The sequence below is a fragment of the Pandoraea sp. 64-18 genome (assembly GCF_001899225.1).
GTDB classification, from domain to species: domain Bacteria; phylum Pseudomonadota; class Gammaproteobacteria; order Burkholderiales; family Burkholderiaceae; genus Pandoraea; species Pandoraea cepalis.
Genome location: NZ_MKVU01000006.1, coordinates 288,176 through 306,192 on the forward strand (window position 1 = coordinate 288,176; position 18,017 = coordinate 306,192).

The 18,017-nt window shown below is 59.9% G+C and carries 15 protein-coding genes; 1 reads left to right on the plus strand and 14 read right to left on the minus strand.

The window, feature by feature from the left end; translation table 11 throughout:
• Positions 1-3 precede the first annotated feature (3 nt).
• The 14 genes from bktB to BGP02_RS04090 all read right to left on the minus strand — a co-directional run bounded on the left by bktB (position 4) and on the right by BGP02_RS04090 (position 16,578).
• Complete coding sequence (bktB, locus tag BGP02_RS04025) at positions 4-1,197, minus strand: beta-ketothiolase BktB (RefSeq protein ID WP_261938385.1); 1,194 nt, start codon at positions 1,195-1,197, stop codon at positions 4-6.
• Positions 1,198-1,254: 57 nt separating this feature from the next.
• The gene (locus BGP02_RS04030; RefSeq protein WP_286797863.1) at positions 1,255-2,928 is read right to left on the minus strand and encodes an electron transfer flavoprotein-ubiquinone oxidoreductase; all 1,674 of its coding nucleotides are present in this window, start codon (positions 2,926-2,928) and stop codon (positions 1,255-1,257) included.
• A 14-nt stretch (positions 2,929-2,942) separates the two neighbouring features.
• Entirely contained in the window at positions 2,943-4,733 is a 1,791-nt protein-coding gene (locus BGP02_RS04035; protein ID WP_261938383.1) for an acyl-CoA dehydrogenase, read from the minus strand.
• 152 nt (positions 4,734-4,885) lie between these two features.
• Positions 4,886-5,905, minus strand: a complete 1,020-nt coding sequence (locus BGP02_RS04040; RefSeq protein ID WP_286797865.1) for an AraC family transcriptional regulator — start codon at positions 5,903-5,905, stop codon at positions 4,886-4,888.
• Complete coding sequence (locus BGP02_RS04045; RefSeq protein WP_286797866.1) at positions 5,902-7,533, minus strand: methyl-accepting chemotaxis protein; 1,632 nt, start codon at positions 7,531-7,533, stop codon at positions 5,902-5,904. Before BGP02_RS04045 ends, BGP02_RS04040 begins: the two co-directional genes overlap by 4 nt.
• 76 nt (positions 7,534-7,609) lie before the next feature.
• A complete protein-coding gene (locus tag BGP02_RS04050; RefSeq protein ID WP_261939861.1) occupies positions 7,610-8,737 on the minus strand; it encodes a porin in 1,128 nt (375 codons plus the stop codon).
• An 82-nt stretch (positions 8,738-8,819) separates the two neighbouring features.
• Positions 8,820-10,457, minus strand: a complete 1,638-nt coding sequence (locus tag BGP02_RS04055; RefSeq protein WP_261939860.1) for a 3-(methylthio)propionyl-CoA ligase — start codon at positions 10,455-10,457, stop codon at positions 8,820-8,822.
• Complete coding sequence (locus BGP02_RS04060) at positions 10,454-10,753, minus strand: DUF1289 domain-containing protein (RefSeq protein WP_315973436.1); 300 nt, start codon at positions 10,751-10,753, stop codon at positions 10,454-10,456. Before BGP02_RS04060 ends, BGP02_RS04055 begins: the two co-directional genes overlap by 4 nt.
• A gap of 3 nt (positions 10,754-10,756) precedes the next feature.
• Positions 10,757-11,428 (minus strand): DsbA family oxidoreductase, encoded by a 672-nt coding sequence (locus tag BGP02_RS04065; protein WP_261938381.1) that lies wholly within the window; start codon positions 11,426-11,428, stop codon positions 10,757-10,759.
• Between the two features lie 151 nt (positions 11,429-11,579).
• Positions 11,580-12,143: an RBBP9/YdeN family alpha/beta hydrolase gene (locus BGP02_RS04070; RefSeq protein WP_261938380.1), complete on the minus strand. Its 564-nt coding sequence runs from the start codon at positions 12,141-12,143 to the stop codon at positions 11,580-11,582.
• Positions 12,144-12,183: 40 nt separating this feature from the next.
• Positions 12,184-13,506, minus strand: coding sequence for an MFS transporter (locus tag BGP02_RS04075; protein ID WP_410007591.1), 1,323 nt, complete (start codon positions 13,504-13,506; stop codon positions 12,184-12,186).
• A gap of 130 nt (positions 13,507-13,636) precedes the next feature.
• Entirely contained in the window at positions 13,637-14,692 is a 1,056-nt protein-coding gene (locus BGP02_RS04080; protein ID WP_261938378.1) for a beta-keto acid cleavage family enzyme, read from the minus strand.
• Positions 14,693-14,723: 31 nt separating this feature from the next.
• A complete protein-coding gene (locus BGP02_RS04085; protein WP_286797868.1) occupies positions 14,724-15,572 on the minus strand; it encodes a TauD/TfdA dioxygenase family protein in 849 nt (282 codons plus the stop codon).
• A gap of 25 nt (positions 15,573-15,597) precedes the next feature.
• A complete protein-coding gene (locus tag BGP02_RS04090; protein WP_261938376.1) occupies positions 15,598-16,578 on the minus strand; it encodes a quinone oxidoreductase family protein in 981 nt (326 codons plus the stop codon).
• A 177-nt stretch (positions 16,579-16,755) separates the two neighbouring features.
• Between BGP02_RS04090 and BGP02_RS04095 the strand changes: the two genes are divergently transcribed.
• Complete coding sequence (locus BGP02_RS04095; protein ID WP_286797870.1) at positions 16,756-17,775, plus strand: AraC family transcriptional regulator; 1,020 nt, start codon at positions 16,756-16,758, stop codon at positions 17,773-17,775.
• Positions 17,776-18,017 lie beyond the last annotated feature (242 nt).

Consider the following 18,017-nt stretch of genomic DNA (forward strand, 5'->3'; position numbering starts at 1 on the left):
GAATTACACCTGCTGAAGGTTCTCGAACACGGCAGCAATGCCTTGCCCGCCACCAATGCACATGGTGACCAAGGCGTAGCGACCATTGATTCGCTGCAACTCGTATAACGCCTTGACGGTAATCAGTGCGCCGGTGGCCCCGATTGGATGGCCGAGCGAAATACCCGACCCGTTCGGATTCACCTTGGCCGGATCGAGTTGCAACGCTTGCATTACCGCGCATGCCTGTGCCGCAAACGCCTCATTGGCCTCGATGACATCCAGGTCCGAGATTTCCAGCCCTGCGCGCTGAAGTGCAATGCGGGTAGCGGGGACCGGGCCAATCCCCATGTACAGCGGATCAACGCCGGCGTGCGCATAAGACACCAAACGCGCCATTGCCTTCACACCCCGCGCCTCGGCGGCGTCCCGGGACATCATGAGGACAGCCGCCGCCGCATCGTTGATGCCTGAGGCGTTGCCCGCCGTAACCGTGCCCCCATCCTTCTGGAACACCGGCCGCAGTCCGGAAAGCTCGCTCGGATCAAGCTGTCGACGAACGTGCTCGTCGGTGTCGAACGTGAGCACCTGCCCTTTCACATCGCGGCTGATGGGCAGGATCTGCGTCTTGAACCGTCCCTCGTCGATCGCTCGTGCAGCGCGCCGGTGCGATTCGACGGCCAGGGCATCCTGCTGCTCCCGGTGGATGGTGTATTTCCGAGCAACGTTCTCCGCCGTGACTCCCATTGGAACGCTGTGAAACGGGTCGTCTAACGCACCAAGCAACATATCGATCAAACGAGCATCGCCCATGCGAGCGCCGAACCGTGCATCAGGCGTGACGTAGGGCGCGCGGCTCATGCTCTCGGCCCCGCCGCCGATGGCGATGTCGGCGTCGCCGAGCAGGATCGTTTGTGCCGCCGATATGATTGCCTGCAAGCCGGAACCACACAGCCGATTGACAGTCAGGGCTGGCGTGGCTACCGCAACACCGCCATTGACTGCGGCAACGCGCGCCAAATACAGATCCTTGGGCTCGGTGGCAAGTACGTTGCCAAATACGACATGCCCGACTTCATCCCCGCCGACCGTTGCACGTGCCAGCACTTCTCGCACGACCAGTGCGCCCAATTCGGTAGGGGCAAACGCTTTCAGGCTGCCGCCGAACTTCCCGATTGCCGTTCGCACGCCACTCACCACCACGACTTCTTTTTTCACGTCACGCTCCTCGATTTATCGGCCAAGTGCGCCAGCTCGCTGGCCTCGCACGGCAATTCACATATTTGGATAGTTCGGCCCCCCGCCGCCTTCCGGGGGCGTCCAGATAATGTTCTGCGTAGGGTCCTTGATGTCGCAGGTCTTGCAATGCACACAATTCTGGGCGTTGATCGTCAATCGGTGCGCACCGTCGTCGTGCTTTGTAAATTCGTACACGCCTGCGGGGCAGTAGCGGCTTTCAGGACCGGCGTACGTGCGCAGGTTGATGTTGACCGGTCTGGCTGCGTCTTTCAGCCTCAAATGAGATGGCTGGTTTTCCTCGTGATTCGTGTTGGAGACGAACACGGATGAGAGCCTGTCGAACGTCAATTTTCCGTCTGGCTTCGGATACGAAATCGGCTTGCACCGAGCAGCCGGTTTAAGCGTCTCGTGATCGGCGTGCTTATGGTGCAGCGTCCAAGGCATCTTGCCGCCTAGCAGCTTCTGCTCGACGCCGACCATCAGCGCTCCCAAATAGAGACCCTTGCCCATCCACTGCTTGAAATTGCGAGCTCGGCGAAGCTCGGCGTACAGCCACGATTTCCGGAAGGCCTCCGGGTAAGCGAACAACTCATCCGATTGGCGACCGCCTTGCACCGCGTCGAAGGCCGCGTCGGCCGCGAGCATGCCGGTCTTGATCGCGGCATGGCTGCCCTTGATGCGTGAGGCGTTGAGGAACCCGGCATCATCGCCGATCAGCGCCCCTCCTGGAAATGTCAGCTTCGGCAATGACACCAAACCGCCCGCCGTGATGGCTCGTGCGCCGTAGGACAAGCGCTTGCCGCCTTCGAGGTATTCTCGGATCGACGGGTGTGTCTTGTAGCGTTGGAACTCGTCGAAAGGAGACAGATACGGGTTCTGATAGCCTAAACCCACCACGAACCCCACCATGACCTGGCGATTGTCCAGATGGTAGAGAAACGATCCGCCGTAGGTGTCGCTTCGCAGCGGCCATCCCGCAGTGTGGATGACGAGACCGGGTTGGTGCACTTCCGGGGCGATCTCCCACAGCTCCTTGATGCCAATGCCGTGAACCTGCGGATCGACGCCGTTACGCAACGCAAAGCGATCTTGAAGCTCTCGGCCAAGATGACCGCGCGCCCCTTCGGCGAACAACGTGTACTTGGCATGCAGCGCGATGCCAAGCTGGAAGTTGGCGGTGGGTTCGCCGTCCTTGCCGAGTCCCATGTCACCGGTCACCACGCCCTTCACCGCACCATCGTCGTGATAAATGACATCGGCCGCGGGAAATCCGGGGAACATCTCGACACCCATCGCCTCGGCTTGCTGCCCGAGCCAACGGGTGACGTTAGCCAGACTGACGACATAGTTGCCGTGATTCTTGAAATTGTCGGGCAATGCCCAGTTGGGGACCGCGTTTGCGCCACCCTCTCTCAAAAACAGGAAGCGATCCTCCGTGACCGGGACATTCAGCGGTGCGCCACGTGCCTTCCAGTCAGGAATCAGCTCATCAAGCGCGCGTGGATCCATCACCGCCCCCGAGAGGATGTGGGCGCCAATCTCCGAACCTTTCTCCAACACGCAAACGCCGATCTCGCGGCCCAGCGCCAGTGCGCGCTTCTTCAACTGAATCGCGGCAGACAACCCCGCGGGCCCCCCGCCAACCACGACCACGTCGTACTGCATGGACTCACGGGGACCAAATTTTTCAAGCAGGTGTTCGGGAGACATCGTTAGCCGCGGCCTTAAAACTGATCTTCGGACAAGGCAAGCAGCCCTTCATTTTCCCTGGCGCAGACAATCGCGGCCTCAAGCGCGGACGCTTGCGGCAGGATATGTTCCGCGTAGCATTGCGCCGTCGCAATCTTTGCGCCATAGAAGGCAGGGTCTTCGTCGAGCTTGTCGGTCGCGACAATCAGCGCCCGCGCCATCTGCCAGCCACCGAGCACAACGCCCGCAAGCTTCAGGTAAGCGACGCCCCCCGAATACACCGCGTTCGGACTGTGCTTGGCATTTTCGAGCACGAATGCCAACGCGGCTTCCAGCGAGCGCAGACCCTGTTTCAAATAGCGCTGTGTCGAGCGAAACGCCGGACCCTCCAGCGGTTCGATCTGTTCGAGCGTTGTCGCGACATCACTGAGCAAGGACCGTACCGCTGCGCCGCCGTCAAGCAACGTCTTTCGGCCGATCAGGTCGTTTGCCTGAATCGCGGTCGTGCCTTCGTAGATCGGCAAAATGCGAGCGTCGCGGTAAAGCTGAGCGGCACCCGTCTCTTCGATGTAGCCCATACCGCCGTGCACCTGTAGGCCGAGGCTGGTTACATCGACGGATGTCTCCGTGCTCCAACCCTTCACGATTGGCACCAAGAATTCATACCGAGCCTTGTGCTGGGCACGCGTGAGTTCGTCCGGATGCGCATGTGCGATGTCCGAATGCGCTGCCGCGACATAGGCGAGCGCACGCGCGGCTTCGGTTGCCGCTCGCATCGTCGCCAGCACGCGACGCACGTCCGGGTGGTGAATGATCGTCACAGATTTTCGGGCCGAACCGTCGACCGGGCGGCTCTGCACGCGCTCTTTCGCGTAGGCGGCCGCCTGCTGATAGGCGCGATCGGACAGGCCGATGCCCTGGATGCCTACACCGAAGCGTGCGGCGTTCATCATGATGAACATGTACTCCAGGCCGCGATTTTCCTCGCCGACCAGATGGCCAATCGCCCCGCCATGATCGCCAAATTGCAGCACGGCCGTCGGGCTCGCCTTGATGCCCAGCTTGTGCTCGATGGACACGCAATCCACATCGTTACGCTCACCAAGCGAGCCGTCGGCGCCGACAAGAAACTTCGGCACGACAAAGAGCGAGATGCCCTTGATGCCTTCCGGAGCATCCGGTGTGCGTGCAAGGACGAGATGCACGATGTTCCGGGCCATGTCGTGCTCGCCCCACGTAATAAAGATCTTTGTCCCGAACACGCGATAATTGCCGTCTTCCTGCCGCTCTGCGCGAGCGCGCAATAGCCCAAGATCCGAGCCTGCCTGCGGCTCGGTCAGGTTCATCGTGCCGGTCCACTCGCCTGAGACAAGCTTCGGTACATAGGCCTGCTTCAGCGTATCGGAGCCGGCCGTGAGCAAGGCTTCGATCGCACCGTCTGTCAGGAGCGGACACAGCGCAAACGACAGGTTCGACGCGTTCAGCATTTCCACACAGGGCGTCGAGATCAGCTTGGGCAATCCCTGGCCGTCATAGGCAACCGGGTGTTGCAATCCCTGCCACCCCCCTTCTGCAAATTGGCGGAATGCCTGCGCAAAACCAGGTGATGCGCTCACGCTACCGTCTTTCCATGCGCTTGGGTTGCGGTCCCCTTGCGCATTCAATGGCGCCAGCACGTCGCTGCATAGCTTTGCCGCCTCTTCCAGCACTGCCTGCGCTGTTTCAAGATTGGCCTCCTCGAAGCCCGGCAACGTCGCCACGTCGTCGAGTCCGGCAAGCTCGTTCATGACGAACAGCATGTCCTTCAATGGTGCGGCGTAGCTCATCGCGCGTCCTTCCTGTGTGATCTTTGCGAAATGGGAGGCCAGCGCACGGACGTGATCCCGCGGCGACTCGACCCAGACGAGCCATCGTAGCGATCTGCCGTTTGAACACCAATGCCAAACGCCGCCCTTTCATTGACAAAACGTGCCATGTTTCATCGCAATGGTGGCGTGCGCGGCCCTGCCTTTCGGTAGGCTTGCGGCGTGCTTCCCGTCCAATGCCGAAACGCCCGGTGAAACGCGCTGGGATCGTCGAAGCCGATGTCGTAGGCGATGGCCGCAATGGCGTCCGCCGAGCGCGTCAGGCGGTGAATCGCGAGATCACGCCGTAACTCGTCCTTGATAGCTTGGAAGGTGGTCCCTTCGGCCGAAAGTCGGCGGCATAGGGTGCGGACAGAGAGATGCAGATCCCGTGCCACGATCTCGATAGTCGGCATCGTTGGCAGATATGCATTCAGGTAGTCGCGAACCCGATGGCACACCATGGGCTCCGCCGACGACACGAAGAGCCAGTCCTTTGGCGCATGTGCCAGGAACACCCGTAAATCCGACTTTTGCCGCCGGATAACCATGTCGAGAAAGTTGACGTCGAAACGCATAAGCGTTCGCGAACAATCGAAGCGAACTGGCCCCGGGAACAGATAGCGGTAGTCAACCGCATGCGGCGGACGCGGAAAATCGAAATCTACGCCGAGCAGCGGGATCCGTTGACCAATCAGCCATGACGCCAAGCCGTGAGCGAGCTTGAGTATCAGTTCCCTACCAAGCCTGCTCGAGGTGGAACCATCGTGCTTGGCGACGAGTTCGATACTGCAGACATTCCCTTCGCGTCGCGTCTTGACGCTGAACTCGTCGATGAGCAAACGCAGGAACTGGCCGAACCGATGCATCGCAACTTCTAGATTCGGTGCATCGAGTAGGCTCAAGCTGAGGTATTTCAAGGTGCCGTTGCGCAACGGCCGGCCGAAGATGCCCGGCATTTCGTCGTCCAGCGCATGGGCACGCATCCGGTAGAGTATTGCGAATTGCTCTTCCGTCAGGCGGGCGCCGGGCTCGCGGAGCAATTCGTAGGAAATGCCCGCGCAGCCGGCCAGACGCTCGATTTCGCTCCGAGCAGCACCGACAAGAATGCTGTTCACGAGCGAGACGGGAACGGTAGCCGAAAGCGGATTCAATGGCTTTGTGCCAACACGCTGCGTAATCGCGGGATCAGGCGGGGGCCGCGGTGTCGTTGGGCGATCGTCACAGGCAGTGGCCTGGAAACGGCGTCGTTCAGCTTGAACACAGTCACGGCCGAGATGAGCGTTGTCGCCTGCTGTTCGAGCGACTGTGCGGCTGCCGCCGCCTCCTCGACTAACGCGGCGTTCTGTTGGGTCACACTGTCCATCTGCGCTATGGCCTGCCCGACCTGCTCAATTCCCCGGCTCTGCTCGTCCGAAGCCGCTGCGATCTCGCCCATGATGTTCGTGACTCTGGAGACGGCCTGATCGATTTCGTACATGGTGTGACCGGCTCGATTCGCGAGTTCCGTTCCCACTGCGACGCGAGCGACCGACGCGTTGATCAACCCCTTGATTTCCTTTGATGCACTTGACGTACGTTGTGCCAACACCCTGACCTCGCCGGCAACGACCGCAAAACCGCGCCCGTGCTCGCCGGCACGCGCGGCTTCTACCGCTGCGTTGAGTGCCAGAATGTTCGTTTGAAACGCGATGCTCTCGATAAGACCAATGATATCGACGATCCTGGACGCGCTCTCACTGATCTCGCCCATGGTGTCCACGACACGGGCCACGGACGCATTTCCGCGATTGGCGATTTCCGCTGCGTTGGCCGCCAGCACGCTCGCCTTCCGGGCGTTTTCAGCGTTATGCTGCACCGTGCCCGTCAACTCGTCCATGGTCGCTGACGTCTGTTCGAGCGACGCCGCCTGTTGTTCGGTGCGTGAAGACAAGTCGATATTGCCCGCCGCGATCTGACGCGTCGCCGTCCCAACTGATTCACCGCTCGTGCGAACGCCACTGACGATGCCAACGAGGTTGTCGTTCATGCACTTGAGCGCAACCAACAAATGACTTGTCTCGTCGCGCCCCGACGGCTCGATGTGAGAAGTCAGGTCACCCGCTGAAACCGTTTCCGCAATGCGTACCGCTTCCGCAAGCGGTCGGGAGATGGAGCGAATCAGCGCCCAGCAGATGAACCCGAAAGTGCCGACAATGAGTGTGGTTCCAATGACGTTTGTCCACACCACGCGTCGATAGGTCGCATCGGCCTGCTCATACGCCTGGCGTGCGGCATCCATCTGAAGTTTGATCAACCGGTCAAGCAGACGCGTCATCGGTTCGATCGCCGGAGACATTTCACTGTCGATGAATTCTCTCAAGCCGTCCTTGTCGTCTGTGCGCAACAGCTCCCGCAATCGGGCGACAGCCGAGTTGCCCCGGTCTCTGAGCGGAGCCGCCTCGTTGACAAGCTGCTTTTCATCCGCAGTCAGTTGGGTCGCCGCGTAATTCGTCCACGCTTTATCCATGCGCGCTCGTGCCTCATCGATTACCTTGACGGCGTCGGTGGCGGGCAGGGTGCCATCGCTTACCTTGCGCGCCGCACCCGCAATGCTCCGCGTATATCCATCCGATACCACCTTGAGCTCGCCAAGCGGCAGAACGCGATCGTTGTAGAGGATCTCGATCGACGCATTGGCGTTGTGAAGTCGAAGCACACTCTGACTGGCGACGAGCAAAAATAAGGCAAGCAGTGCAGTCACCAACAGAACCAGACGGGTCTTGATGCTGAAGTTATTCATCCGGGAATCGGGGAGTGATTGAGCAAGCGGCGGGGGCTCGCACGCGTCCGGCACATGCGAGCCCCGCGCGGGGCGATTAGAAGGAGTGCCGCATACCCAGCATGACCGCCGTTGTCGCCATGGCAGGCGCGACCGGCTGACCGTAGGTAATCGTGGTGGTCATCGTGCCCTTGTTGTTCACATACCCGTACTGTCCATAGACCATGGTCGTTTTGGAGAGGTGATATTCCGCCCCCGCTGCGAACTCGGTCGAGTGGTTGGTCGAGTTGTTTTTGTCCCTCAGGTAATAAACGGCGCTGGTGAGCTGCAACGCGGGCGTGATCCGATAGCCCAACCCCGCTGAATACATATCGATATTGACGGCTCCGGAATTCGATGGATTCCTGCCATTGCTGTATGACGCGGATGCCGAAAGGCCGTTGCTGAAGGTATATTTCGCGCCCAGATAGATGAAGCGGTTGTTGTCGACGCCGGTTGCGGAAGCACCGGGCATCGGATTCGTATCGTGCCCGTTGTAATAAACGGCCGACACGGCAAGTCCGTAGTTCGAGTACTTGAGTACGGCCGACTCTCGCGTGCCGCCCTGGAAGCTGCCCGGCGAACCGCCCGGCGCGTATTCGAGTACGGCGGAGACGCCGCCGAACTTGGGTGATTCATAAACGATCGCGCTACTGTCGTACAGCGCGCCGATGGGCGCGTTGGTATTGGTGCCGGGCCAACCTGCGGCTTGGTTCATGCCCAACCACGCGGTCAAAATGCTGCCAAAGTATTGTGCCGAGCGAACGTCCGTTTCCGCCATTGCCCAGGCCATTGGCACAATTTGACGCCCAGCGGTCACGCTGCCGAACGGCCCCGAAATACCGACGTTGGCCTGCTGATTGAAGATCGCCGTGCCGCCGGTTGTGTCCGCAAGGCCCAACTTTCCGCTGGTGGTATCGAACGTGCCTTGCAGCTTGAAGTTCACGTGATAACCACCGCCAATGTCTTCGGTGCCCCTGATGCCCCAATTACTGGCGTAGATGCCGCCATCCTTGGCGCGATAGACCTTGCCAAGGTTGGCCGACGCAGGGTTGAACGTCGCCGCGGAGGTACTTTGATACAACATCCCTGTATCGACGTTACCGTACAGAGTTACCGACGATTGTGCGTAAGCCACATGCCCCGTTGCGGCCAGCGCGGCCACTGCAATCCACTTCAACTTCATGTCTCCTCCAATCTCTTTTTTGTAAAATTTCAAGTTGCCAATCCAACACACGCCGATGGCATGCTCGCCGCCGGCCGATTCACTACCTCAGCAGGTAATCCTGGAATGCTTCTCGCAGCCTGTTCTTCAATACCTTGCCGGTGGCACCGATCGGCAGCGCGTCAATAAACACAACAGCGTCCGGCGTCCACCACTTCGCAATTCTTCCCCGCAGGTATGTCAGCACTTCGTCGGCCGTCAGTGGCTCACCCGCGCGCTTTACAACGAGGAGAAGCGGTCGCTCGTCCCACTTCGGATGCCTGGCGGCGATGCATGCGGCACTCTCGATGGCGGGATGCGATATGGCGATGTTCTCGATCTCGATCGAACTGATCCATTCACCGCCGGACTTGATCACGTCCTTGCTGCGGTCGGTGATCTGCATGAAGCCATCGGCGTCGATCGTCGCAACGTCGCCGGTGGGGAACCAACCCTGCCCGGCGGCATCGCGCACCAATGGGCTATCGCCCTGGTTGAGGAAGTAGTCGCTCGCAATCCACGGCCCGCGCACCAGCAAATCGCCCGCCGTCGCACCATCCCACGCAAGCTCGTTTCCGAGTCCGTCAACGATTTTCATGTCGACACCAAATACGGCTCGACCTTGCTTCGCTTGTGTGGTGTAACGATCTTCGGGTGACGTTGCCCGGTGTTTCGCCTTCATCGCGCCAACGGTGCCGATCGGACTCAGTTCGGTCATTCCCCATGCGTGCACGACCTCGATGCCATGGGCTTCCTGGAAAGTACGAAGCATGGACGACGGGCATGCCGCTCCGCCAATGACGGTGCGCTTGAAGGTCGAGAATGTCAGATCGCCCTCCCCTACATGGTTTAGCAGGCCTTGCCAAACTGTCGGAACGCCAGCCGCGAACGTCACTTGTTCCGCTTCGATGAGTTCGTACAGCGATTTCCCGTCCAACCCCGGGCCGGGGAACACCAGCTTGGCACCGACCATGCACGCGACGTACGGAATGCCCCACGCATTCACGTGAAACATCGGCACCACTGGCAGCAGCACGTCTTTTGCGGAGCAGTTCAGCGCATCCGGCAACGCGGCGGCATAAGTGTGGAGCAACGAGGATCGGTGAGAGTACAGGACGCCCTTAGGATTGCCGGTGGTGCCCGACGTGTAGCACAGCGCGCATGCACTACGTTCGTCAAATTCCGGCCAGGTGTAGTCAGGTGAGCTCTCGTCGATCAGGTCTTCGTAACACAGCAGGTTGGCAATGCGGGGGGCTTGCGGCATGTGCGCGCGGTCGGTCATGGCGACAAATGCCTTGACCGACTCACAGCGACCGGCGATCTCCTCGACCAACGGCAGAAAGCTGAGATCGAAGAAGATGTACTGGTCTTGTGCGTGATTGGCGATGTACGTGATCTGGTCAACGTGCAATCTCGGGTTAATCGTGTGCATGACCGCACCCATGCCGGAGATGCCGTAGTACAGCTCCATGTGCCGATAACCGTTCCATGCCAGCGTGCCGACGCGCTCGGATGCGCTTACGCCCAGGCGGGTAAGCGCATTGGCCATCTGACGTGCGCGGCGGTGACAGTCTCGGAAGGTATAGCGATGGATGTCACCCTCCACTCGTCGCGACACGATCTCCGTATCGCCGTGGTGACGATCGGCGTGTGCGATCAACGAGGAGATCAGCAACTGCTTTTCAAGCATCAATCCGTTCATTTTTGCATTCCACTTTCTATTGAAGGACCTAAGATCGCGTTGGCACCACGCTTCTGAACGTGTCCGCGGCGCTCGATGCGGCAAACAATTTCCATCTTTTGCGACGCAGACATGCGATCCCATAGCCCGATTTCGACCGCGGTGCGCCGACACCCTTGACAGAACTTGCCGCTCAGATCCATTCGGCAAATGTTGATACACGGATTGGCAATCGGAGGACCGCTGCACGTTGCGTCCGCGTCGGCAACGCCTTGCAAAACGTCAGTCATCGGCAACGCCTCCATCAGCGGCTCCATCGCTTAGCGCTCCAACCGTTCAGCGCAAACCATGGCCTGCATGGCGGTCAAGAGCGTTTGCGGCTGCTGGGCGCCGGACAACGCCTGGCGCCGATCGAACACGAAGTACGGCACACCGCTGCCCGGTGGCATTTCGTACGTCCGTTCAGGGCTGGCAATACGCCCGCGTTCAGTCGAGACATCGAGGTAAGCTTTGGACGCGCCGGTGAAGCCGCATTCAAGTGCGATACGTGCCAACGTCGCCGTATCGCCGATGTTTTCCCCAAGCAGGAAGTACCCGACGAACAGGCGCTCGATGAGCCTCTCGTGTTGTTTGGTTGTGCCGAAGCGCTGCGCAAAGTTGATCAGGCGATGGGCTGCGCGCGTATTCGGCATCATTTGAATTCGATCAAACGCAAACGAGATGCCAGCGGCAGTTCCTGCCCGCCGTACTTGCTCCCGACGCATCGCAACGGCTTCCGGACTTCCCAGCCGCGCAAGGTAGAAGGCCTCAAAAGGCACGCCCTCGCGCGGCATGTCGGGTAGCAAGCGGTGCGGGTGCCATTTCACAGACACTTGCACTTCGGGATGGAGCACTGCAAAGCTGTCCCGCGCGACGGCCAAATTCCGTTTACCGATCAAACACCAAGGGCAAATCAGATCAAAAAAAACATCAATGTTCAGCGCTTGTTTCATACCCATTTCCGCCTTGGCAACACGAATGCCGCAAACTCAATAAACGTCCACGCATCAGCGTTCGACGTCACTTCCGCCGGGATGCGCACGCGAGCCCTCCGACCCGTTGCCGAATGCGCGGGGTGTGGACGCTACGTCGACGACACGAGATTCAGGACAGTTCGGCGATAAGCTCGGTGGCACGCGGCCACACGCCGTAACCGCCCGCCGGGTTCAAGTGCCCCACCGCACCGAGATCCACAAACCGGCTACCCCATACTTGAGCCAACTCCGCAACACGCTCGACCCGTGCGAGCGGATCATTCGTGCTTGCCGCGACGATGCTCGGGAAGGGCAATTTCCGGCGTGGCATTGGGAGCCAGCCCTGTGCGCGAAGGTCGTCCAGACGCGGGTAGCCGTCGGGCATTGGCGCTTCGAGGTCGGGCGGGGTTGCCAGCAGCGCGCCGAGGATGGCTCGGTTGTGGCGCATCGCCCAATGCGCCACGATCATCACGCCCGCACTGTGGGCAACCAGGATGACCGGTCCCTCGATCGACGCAAGCGTTGCATCGAGCACCGCAACCCGCGCTGCCAACGACAACTTGTCATGTTCCAGCGGCGGCACCGCACGGGCATTGGGCAGTCTGCACGCCAAATGCGTTTGCCAGTGGTCAGCAACGTAATCCCGCAGGCCAGGGACAATCAAGACGGTTGGAGACGACACCACGGTATTCATTGGGAATCTCTGTTGATTTTGTAGAGTGCGGCAGTCAGCATTAACGCTTCGCGGCGCTGCGCAACTCATTGAGGCGACGTAGATCGTTTGCGTAGCTCGCCTTGCCGACCGAAAACGCCACCGCGGCAAGCAGCGCCATGAACGGAATCAATTGCAACGCCCCGTGCAGGCCTACCTTGTCGGCAACCACGCCTGTGAGGAAGGGGCCAGGTGCCAGGCCAAGCAGGTTGTTCGCAAGCGTCAACGTGGCAAATGCCGAGGCGTGAATGGTTGTCGGCGTGAGATTGGCCACCATCGCCCCGGCGGGCCCAGATGTTCCGGCCACGACCAGCATGCCAACGCCAATCAATACGAGCTGCAATGCGCCGGGCTTCACGTGAAAGCCGATCCCCAGCAAGACGAACGAGATGAGGCAATAGGCGATTGCGCTCACCCACTTGCGGGACGGTTCCTGACGGCTCACACGATCGGTCACCATGCCGCACATGACCATGCCGACCGCGCCGATCATGACGAATGCCGCCGCGGCAGCACCGGCCTTATCGGGCGCCATGTCGTAGTAGCGGTTCAGGTAACTTGGCATCCAGACGAACAGCGAGCCGAGAATGAACAACTGCAGCCCGCTCCCGACATAGGCACAGACCACGGAGACGGTAGAAAAGAGCCCATTGATCAGCACACGAAGACTGGTACCGATACCTTGACCATTCGATCGTTGCTGGCGAAGCCCACGAGCATCGGTTCCGATCCGCTTCTCGGTGACGACCAGCCAGAATGCCGTGGTCAGCAGAATACCCAGGAGCGCCATCGTGCCGAAAGACCATCGCCAGCCCAGATGTACGGCGACAGCACCGCCGAGCGACATACCGAGCACGGAGCCGAAAGCGCCGCCCGCCATGAATGCTGCGGTCAGGGTGGAACGCAGGTGGGCAGGAAAGATACTCAGGATCAGGGCAACGCCCACGCTGCCGTAGGCGGCTTCGCCAAGCCCGACGAACGCGCGTGCGACAAACAGTTCACCAAAGTTCGTCGCCAGGGCGCAACCCAGCGTCGCAAGACTCCAGACCATTGCCATCGCGACAATGCTTCTGACGCGCCCCAATCGATCGGCGATCACCGAAAGCGGGAAGGTCAATAATCCGACGATCAAGGCTACGATACCGCTCAGCGAGCCGAGCCGGGTATCCGAGAGTCCCCACGCACTCTTCAGCAACGGGAAAACCGCGTTCAACACCTGACGCGACATGTAGTCCGACAGCAGCAGACCAAATGTCAGCGCGAATACGACCCACGCATAGGTACGACCGACGGTGGGAGTCGCAGGAACACCGCTCACGGCGGTGTCAAAGCAATGGACGTCCAAGATTGTCTCCTCCAGGTCCCAGCGGCCGGGCTTTCTCATCTGCATACGAGTGCAGCGGATCGCTTCCTGTGCGCGCCGGGGGAGTCTTTCAGTCAAGCGGCAACTTCGGCCGCACCCGGTACTACCAAGCTCAGTTCAAACGCATCGGCACGCCTTTCACACCAGGCGTACGGTTGGGTGACATGCCAAGCTTGACCAACGTTTCATCGGCCGTCTGGTATTGCTCGCCAATCTTGTAGATCTTGCGCGCGTCCTTGCCGTTGGCCACGTCCCGCCCCAACTCGTGTGCAACGCGGACACATTGCGCGATCTGCTGCACGGAGGTCATGCGTTTGCCGTGCTGATCGATGATGGTGTCTTCAATGCCGCACCGCGGATGAAGCCCCATGGCCATTGCCATCATGTTGAACGGCAGCACGTTTTTCAGCAGCGATTCGGCCGTCAGCGTGCAGCCGTCCGGCGCCCGATGCACGAAGTTGAAGAAGTTGAACGGATTCGGCCCGTCGAAGCCGCCGCCGATGCCGATCCAGGTCAGGTTCAGCGGCCCCTTGTAGACGCCCCTGCGCACAAGGCGTTCGAGTGTCTCGAATGCGTGGATGCCGGTCAGTTGGAAGTGAGGCTGGATGCCCGAGACCTGAAGACGGCGCAGATGTTCCTCCACCCAGGCCGGCCCTGCGGGCACGGTCATTTCGCTGTAGGCTGCCATGAGCGCAGGGTGGGCCAGCGAGGTTCCTTCCAGGTATTCCGGATACAGGAGCTCCATGATGTTCATCTGCGTGGTGTTGATCGCCACGGTCACCTGATCCGGCTTCGGATCGAGATCGGCCAGCATATGACGAGTATCGTCGGACAGCCACTTCGCGGCCTGTCCGTCGTCCTCGGGCGCAAACGAAATCGATCCGCCGACCTGAATGATCATGTCGGGCACGGCAGCGCGCACGCCCGCGATCAATTCGTTGAACTTCGACAGGCGCTTGGAGCCTTTACCGTCGAGTTCGCGCACATGCAAATGGAGCACGGTGGCGCCGGCCTCGTAGCAATCGACGGCCTTCTGGATCTGCTCGTCCATCGTCACCGGAATGTCTTCCGGAAAATCGGCAGGCATCCACTCAGGGCCGTATGGCGCGACGGTGATGACCACCTTTTCCTGGTTTTCTGGGTGCAGGGAATCGTCAAAAAATTGCATCTTCTACTCCTGGTGCTTGCCTGTTCGAAGGTCAGAAAGGAATATCGCCGATGATGCCCGCGCGTTCCATCTTTCGGTGGCTCGGCGGGTAGTCCATAACGGCATAGTGCTGCGTACTCCGGTTGTCCCAGATGGCGACGCTGTTTGGCTGCCAACGCCAGCGCACCTGGAATTCAGGGATGTAGGCTTGGCTGATCAGGTAGCTGAGCAACTGTGCGGCGCCGGGATTGGCGTCCTGCCCGAAGCGGACTCGGGCCGCGGTGTGGTAGTTCGTGAAGTGTGTCGTGAATGCGTTGACGAACAAGATCTTTTCGCCGGTATCCGGATGAATGCGCACAACGGGGTGTTCTGCATCCGGGAAGCGCGCTTTCAGTTCGAGTCGTTTTTCAATCGGCATGGCGGCACCGAAACTGGCTTCGATACTGTGACGTGCGCGCAGATCAGCTATCTGGAGCTTGATGTCGTCGGGGAGTTTTTCGTAAGCCAGCACCATGTTCGCCCACATCGTGTCGCCGCCGACGGGGGGACATTCGACGCAGCGCAACACGCATCCGAACGGAGGCGCATTTCGCCATGTGGCATCGGTATGCCAGGCATTTTCATAGCGGTCGTTGGGCTGCTCGGGCGACTTGTAGATCCGCACGAGCCCGGAATGCTCAGGGTCGCTGCCTGCCACAGGGTGATCTTCAAGATCGCCAAACCGGCGCGCGAAGGCGACGTGTTCGGCGCGCGTAAAATCCTGGCCGCGCAGGAACAAAACCCGATGTTTGACGAGAGCGGTGCGGATTTCGTCGAACAGGCCGTCGTCGTGAACAGCGTCGGCCAGCTTGACGCCGGTCAACTCGGCGCCAATCGAATACGTCAGTTGCTCAATTTGCATGGTTCACTCATTCCTCGTGGTGGGTTCAGATCACGAAAATCGACGAACCAGTGGTCTTGCGCGATTCCAGGTCGCGATGCGCGTGCGCGGCGTCTTGAAGCGCGTACTGCTGGTTGACCTCGATCTTGATACGGCCAGCGCCGACGTGATCGAACAGCTCCCGCGCAAGCGCGGCCTTCTCCGTCGGATCGGAGATATAGTCCGCCAAGGCCGGCCGCGTGAGGAAGAGTGAGCCTTTCATGGCCAGTATCTGGGGGTTAAACGGGGCGATCGGACCCGACGCGGTTCCTACGCAGACCATCAACCCACGGCGTTTGAGGGAATCGAGCGACGCGTCAAAGGTATCCTTGCCAACGCTGTCGAACACCACGCTCACACCGACGCCCCCGGTCAGTTCACGAACACGCTTTGCGACGTCCTCAAGGCTGTAGTTGATCGTATGATCGCAACCATGAGCGCGGGCAATTTCGGCCTTGGCTTCGCTCGATACGGTGCCAATCACCGTAAGACCGAGCAGCTTGGCCCACTGAGAGACGATCAACCCGACACCACCAGCGGCAGCGTGTAGCAGGATGACGTCCCCTTCCTTAAAGTCGTAGATGCGTCGCAACAGGTAGGCCGACGTGAGACCTCGCATCGTCATCGCAGCCGCTGTCTCGCATGTAATCGCGTCTGGCAGCTTGATCAGCGGCGCGGCTGAAATGAGACGCTCAGTGCTGTACGCGCCCAAGGTGTTATACGCACCCGTGTAGGTCACGCGATCGCCAACGACAACATTCGTCACGTTCTTGCCAACGGCTTCGACGATGCCTGCGGCCTCGGTCCCCAGGCCTGATGGCAACGGCGCCGGATAGAGCCCGGTGCGGAAGTAAATGTCGGCAAAGTTCAGGCCGACCGCAACGTGACGCAACCGGACCTCATCCGGCCCCGGTTCCCCTATTTCAAGCGCCTCGACGCGCAAGACCTCCGGACCACCGGTTTCGTGAAAGCGAACAATCTGAGCCATGCTATTTCCTTTGACTATCCCTGGGCCACCATGCGGGAAACTTACGGCAGCGATTTTTTGCCAGCTTATGGGATTGACAGAAAATGGTTATACTTTTGATGCCTTTCATTAAACATTTCACGCCACAGCGCGTTGATTGCATCGCAGCGACGGTGTGTCGGGCGACGGAGCTTTCTAATGGATTTGCAGATTCGCGCGGCCACGTTCAGTGGCTATCTCGAAGTTGCCCAGGCGCTTCACTTCAGTCCTCATGAACTGCTGCGCAAGGCTGGAATAGATCCCGCCGTCTTGGCGACGCCGGAACAGTTGATCTCCGCCAAAGCGATGGTTTGGTTGATCGAAGAGTCCGCTACGCAGACGGGGAAGATCAATTTCGGGCTGCGCATGGCAGACCAGCGAAAAGCCTCCGGAATGGGGGTTGTCGGTATGCTGCTTCCGCATCGACGTACCTTGCGCGACGCGATCGAGACGCTGATCGAATACCGGCAATTGCTCAATGCGATGTTGGTCACCGACATCACTGACAACGGCAATGTCGTGTTTATTCGTCAGGAGGTCATGCCCGTAACAGGACACTACTCACGTCAGGCGACGGAGCTTGCCATGGGGGTTTTGGTTAACGCGTGCCGACTGCTGCTCGGAGCAAAATGGCGCCCCCTTTCGATGCACTTTACGCACTCGCCGCCATCGGAACTGATGTTCCATGAGCGGGTGTTCGGATGCGAAGTGGCGTTCGACAGCGAGCTCAACGGTTTCACGTGTTTTAGCCGCGATCTCGATGGCTTGAACCCGCTCGCTGATCCATTCATGGTCGAGCAGCTTGAGCGAAGTATTCAGTCGCGACTTGAAGTCGACCGCGACTCGGTAACCCTTGCGGTACAGCGAGCGATCGTGCTGCTCCTCCCTGTTGGCCGTGCATCCATCAATCAGGTGGCGGACCATCTTCATATGAGCGTGAGGACCTTGCAACGTCGCCTTGACGACGAGGCGCAGCAATTCTCCGATCTTGTGGGCACGCTACGACGTGATCTGGCCGCACAGTACCTGATGAACAAGCGGTACTCGATCGAGCATGTCGCCACGCTGCTTGGGTACACAAGCCAGAGCGCATTTGCGCGTTGGTTCAAGAGCGAATACGGCCGCTCGCCAACCCGTTGGCGCGCTTCTCCATCGAGCACCGAGTCGCACCCTGATTAGAACGGGTAAGACGCCAACTGATATTGCTATCGTCAGGGCAGCGTCGTGAAAGCGCCCCGCCCCCTGACATTTAGCGCCTCCGCTTTATAAGCGCTTCCCCACATAAGAAGTTCCGTGATGAGCGTTTGGCGATGGCGTGGTTTCAGTGCCCGGGGAAGCGAGCGCCCCCCTCTGCCAGCTTTCGTAATTCTTATCGGTTGTGGTTACTGGCGTTCGTGACCTGTGCCCCGCAATTTTTCCCG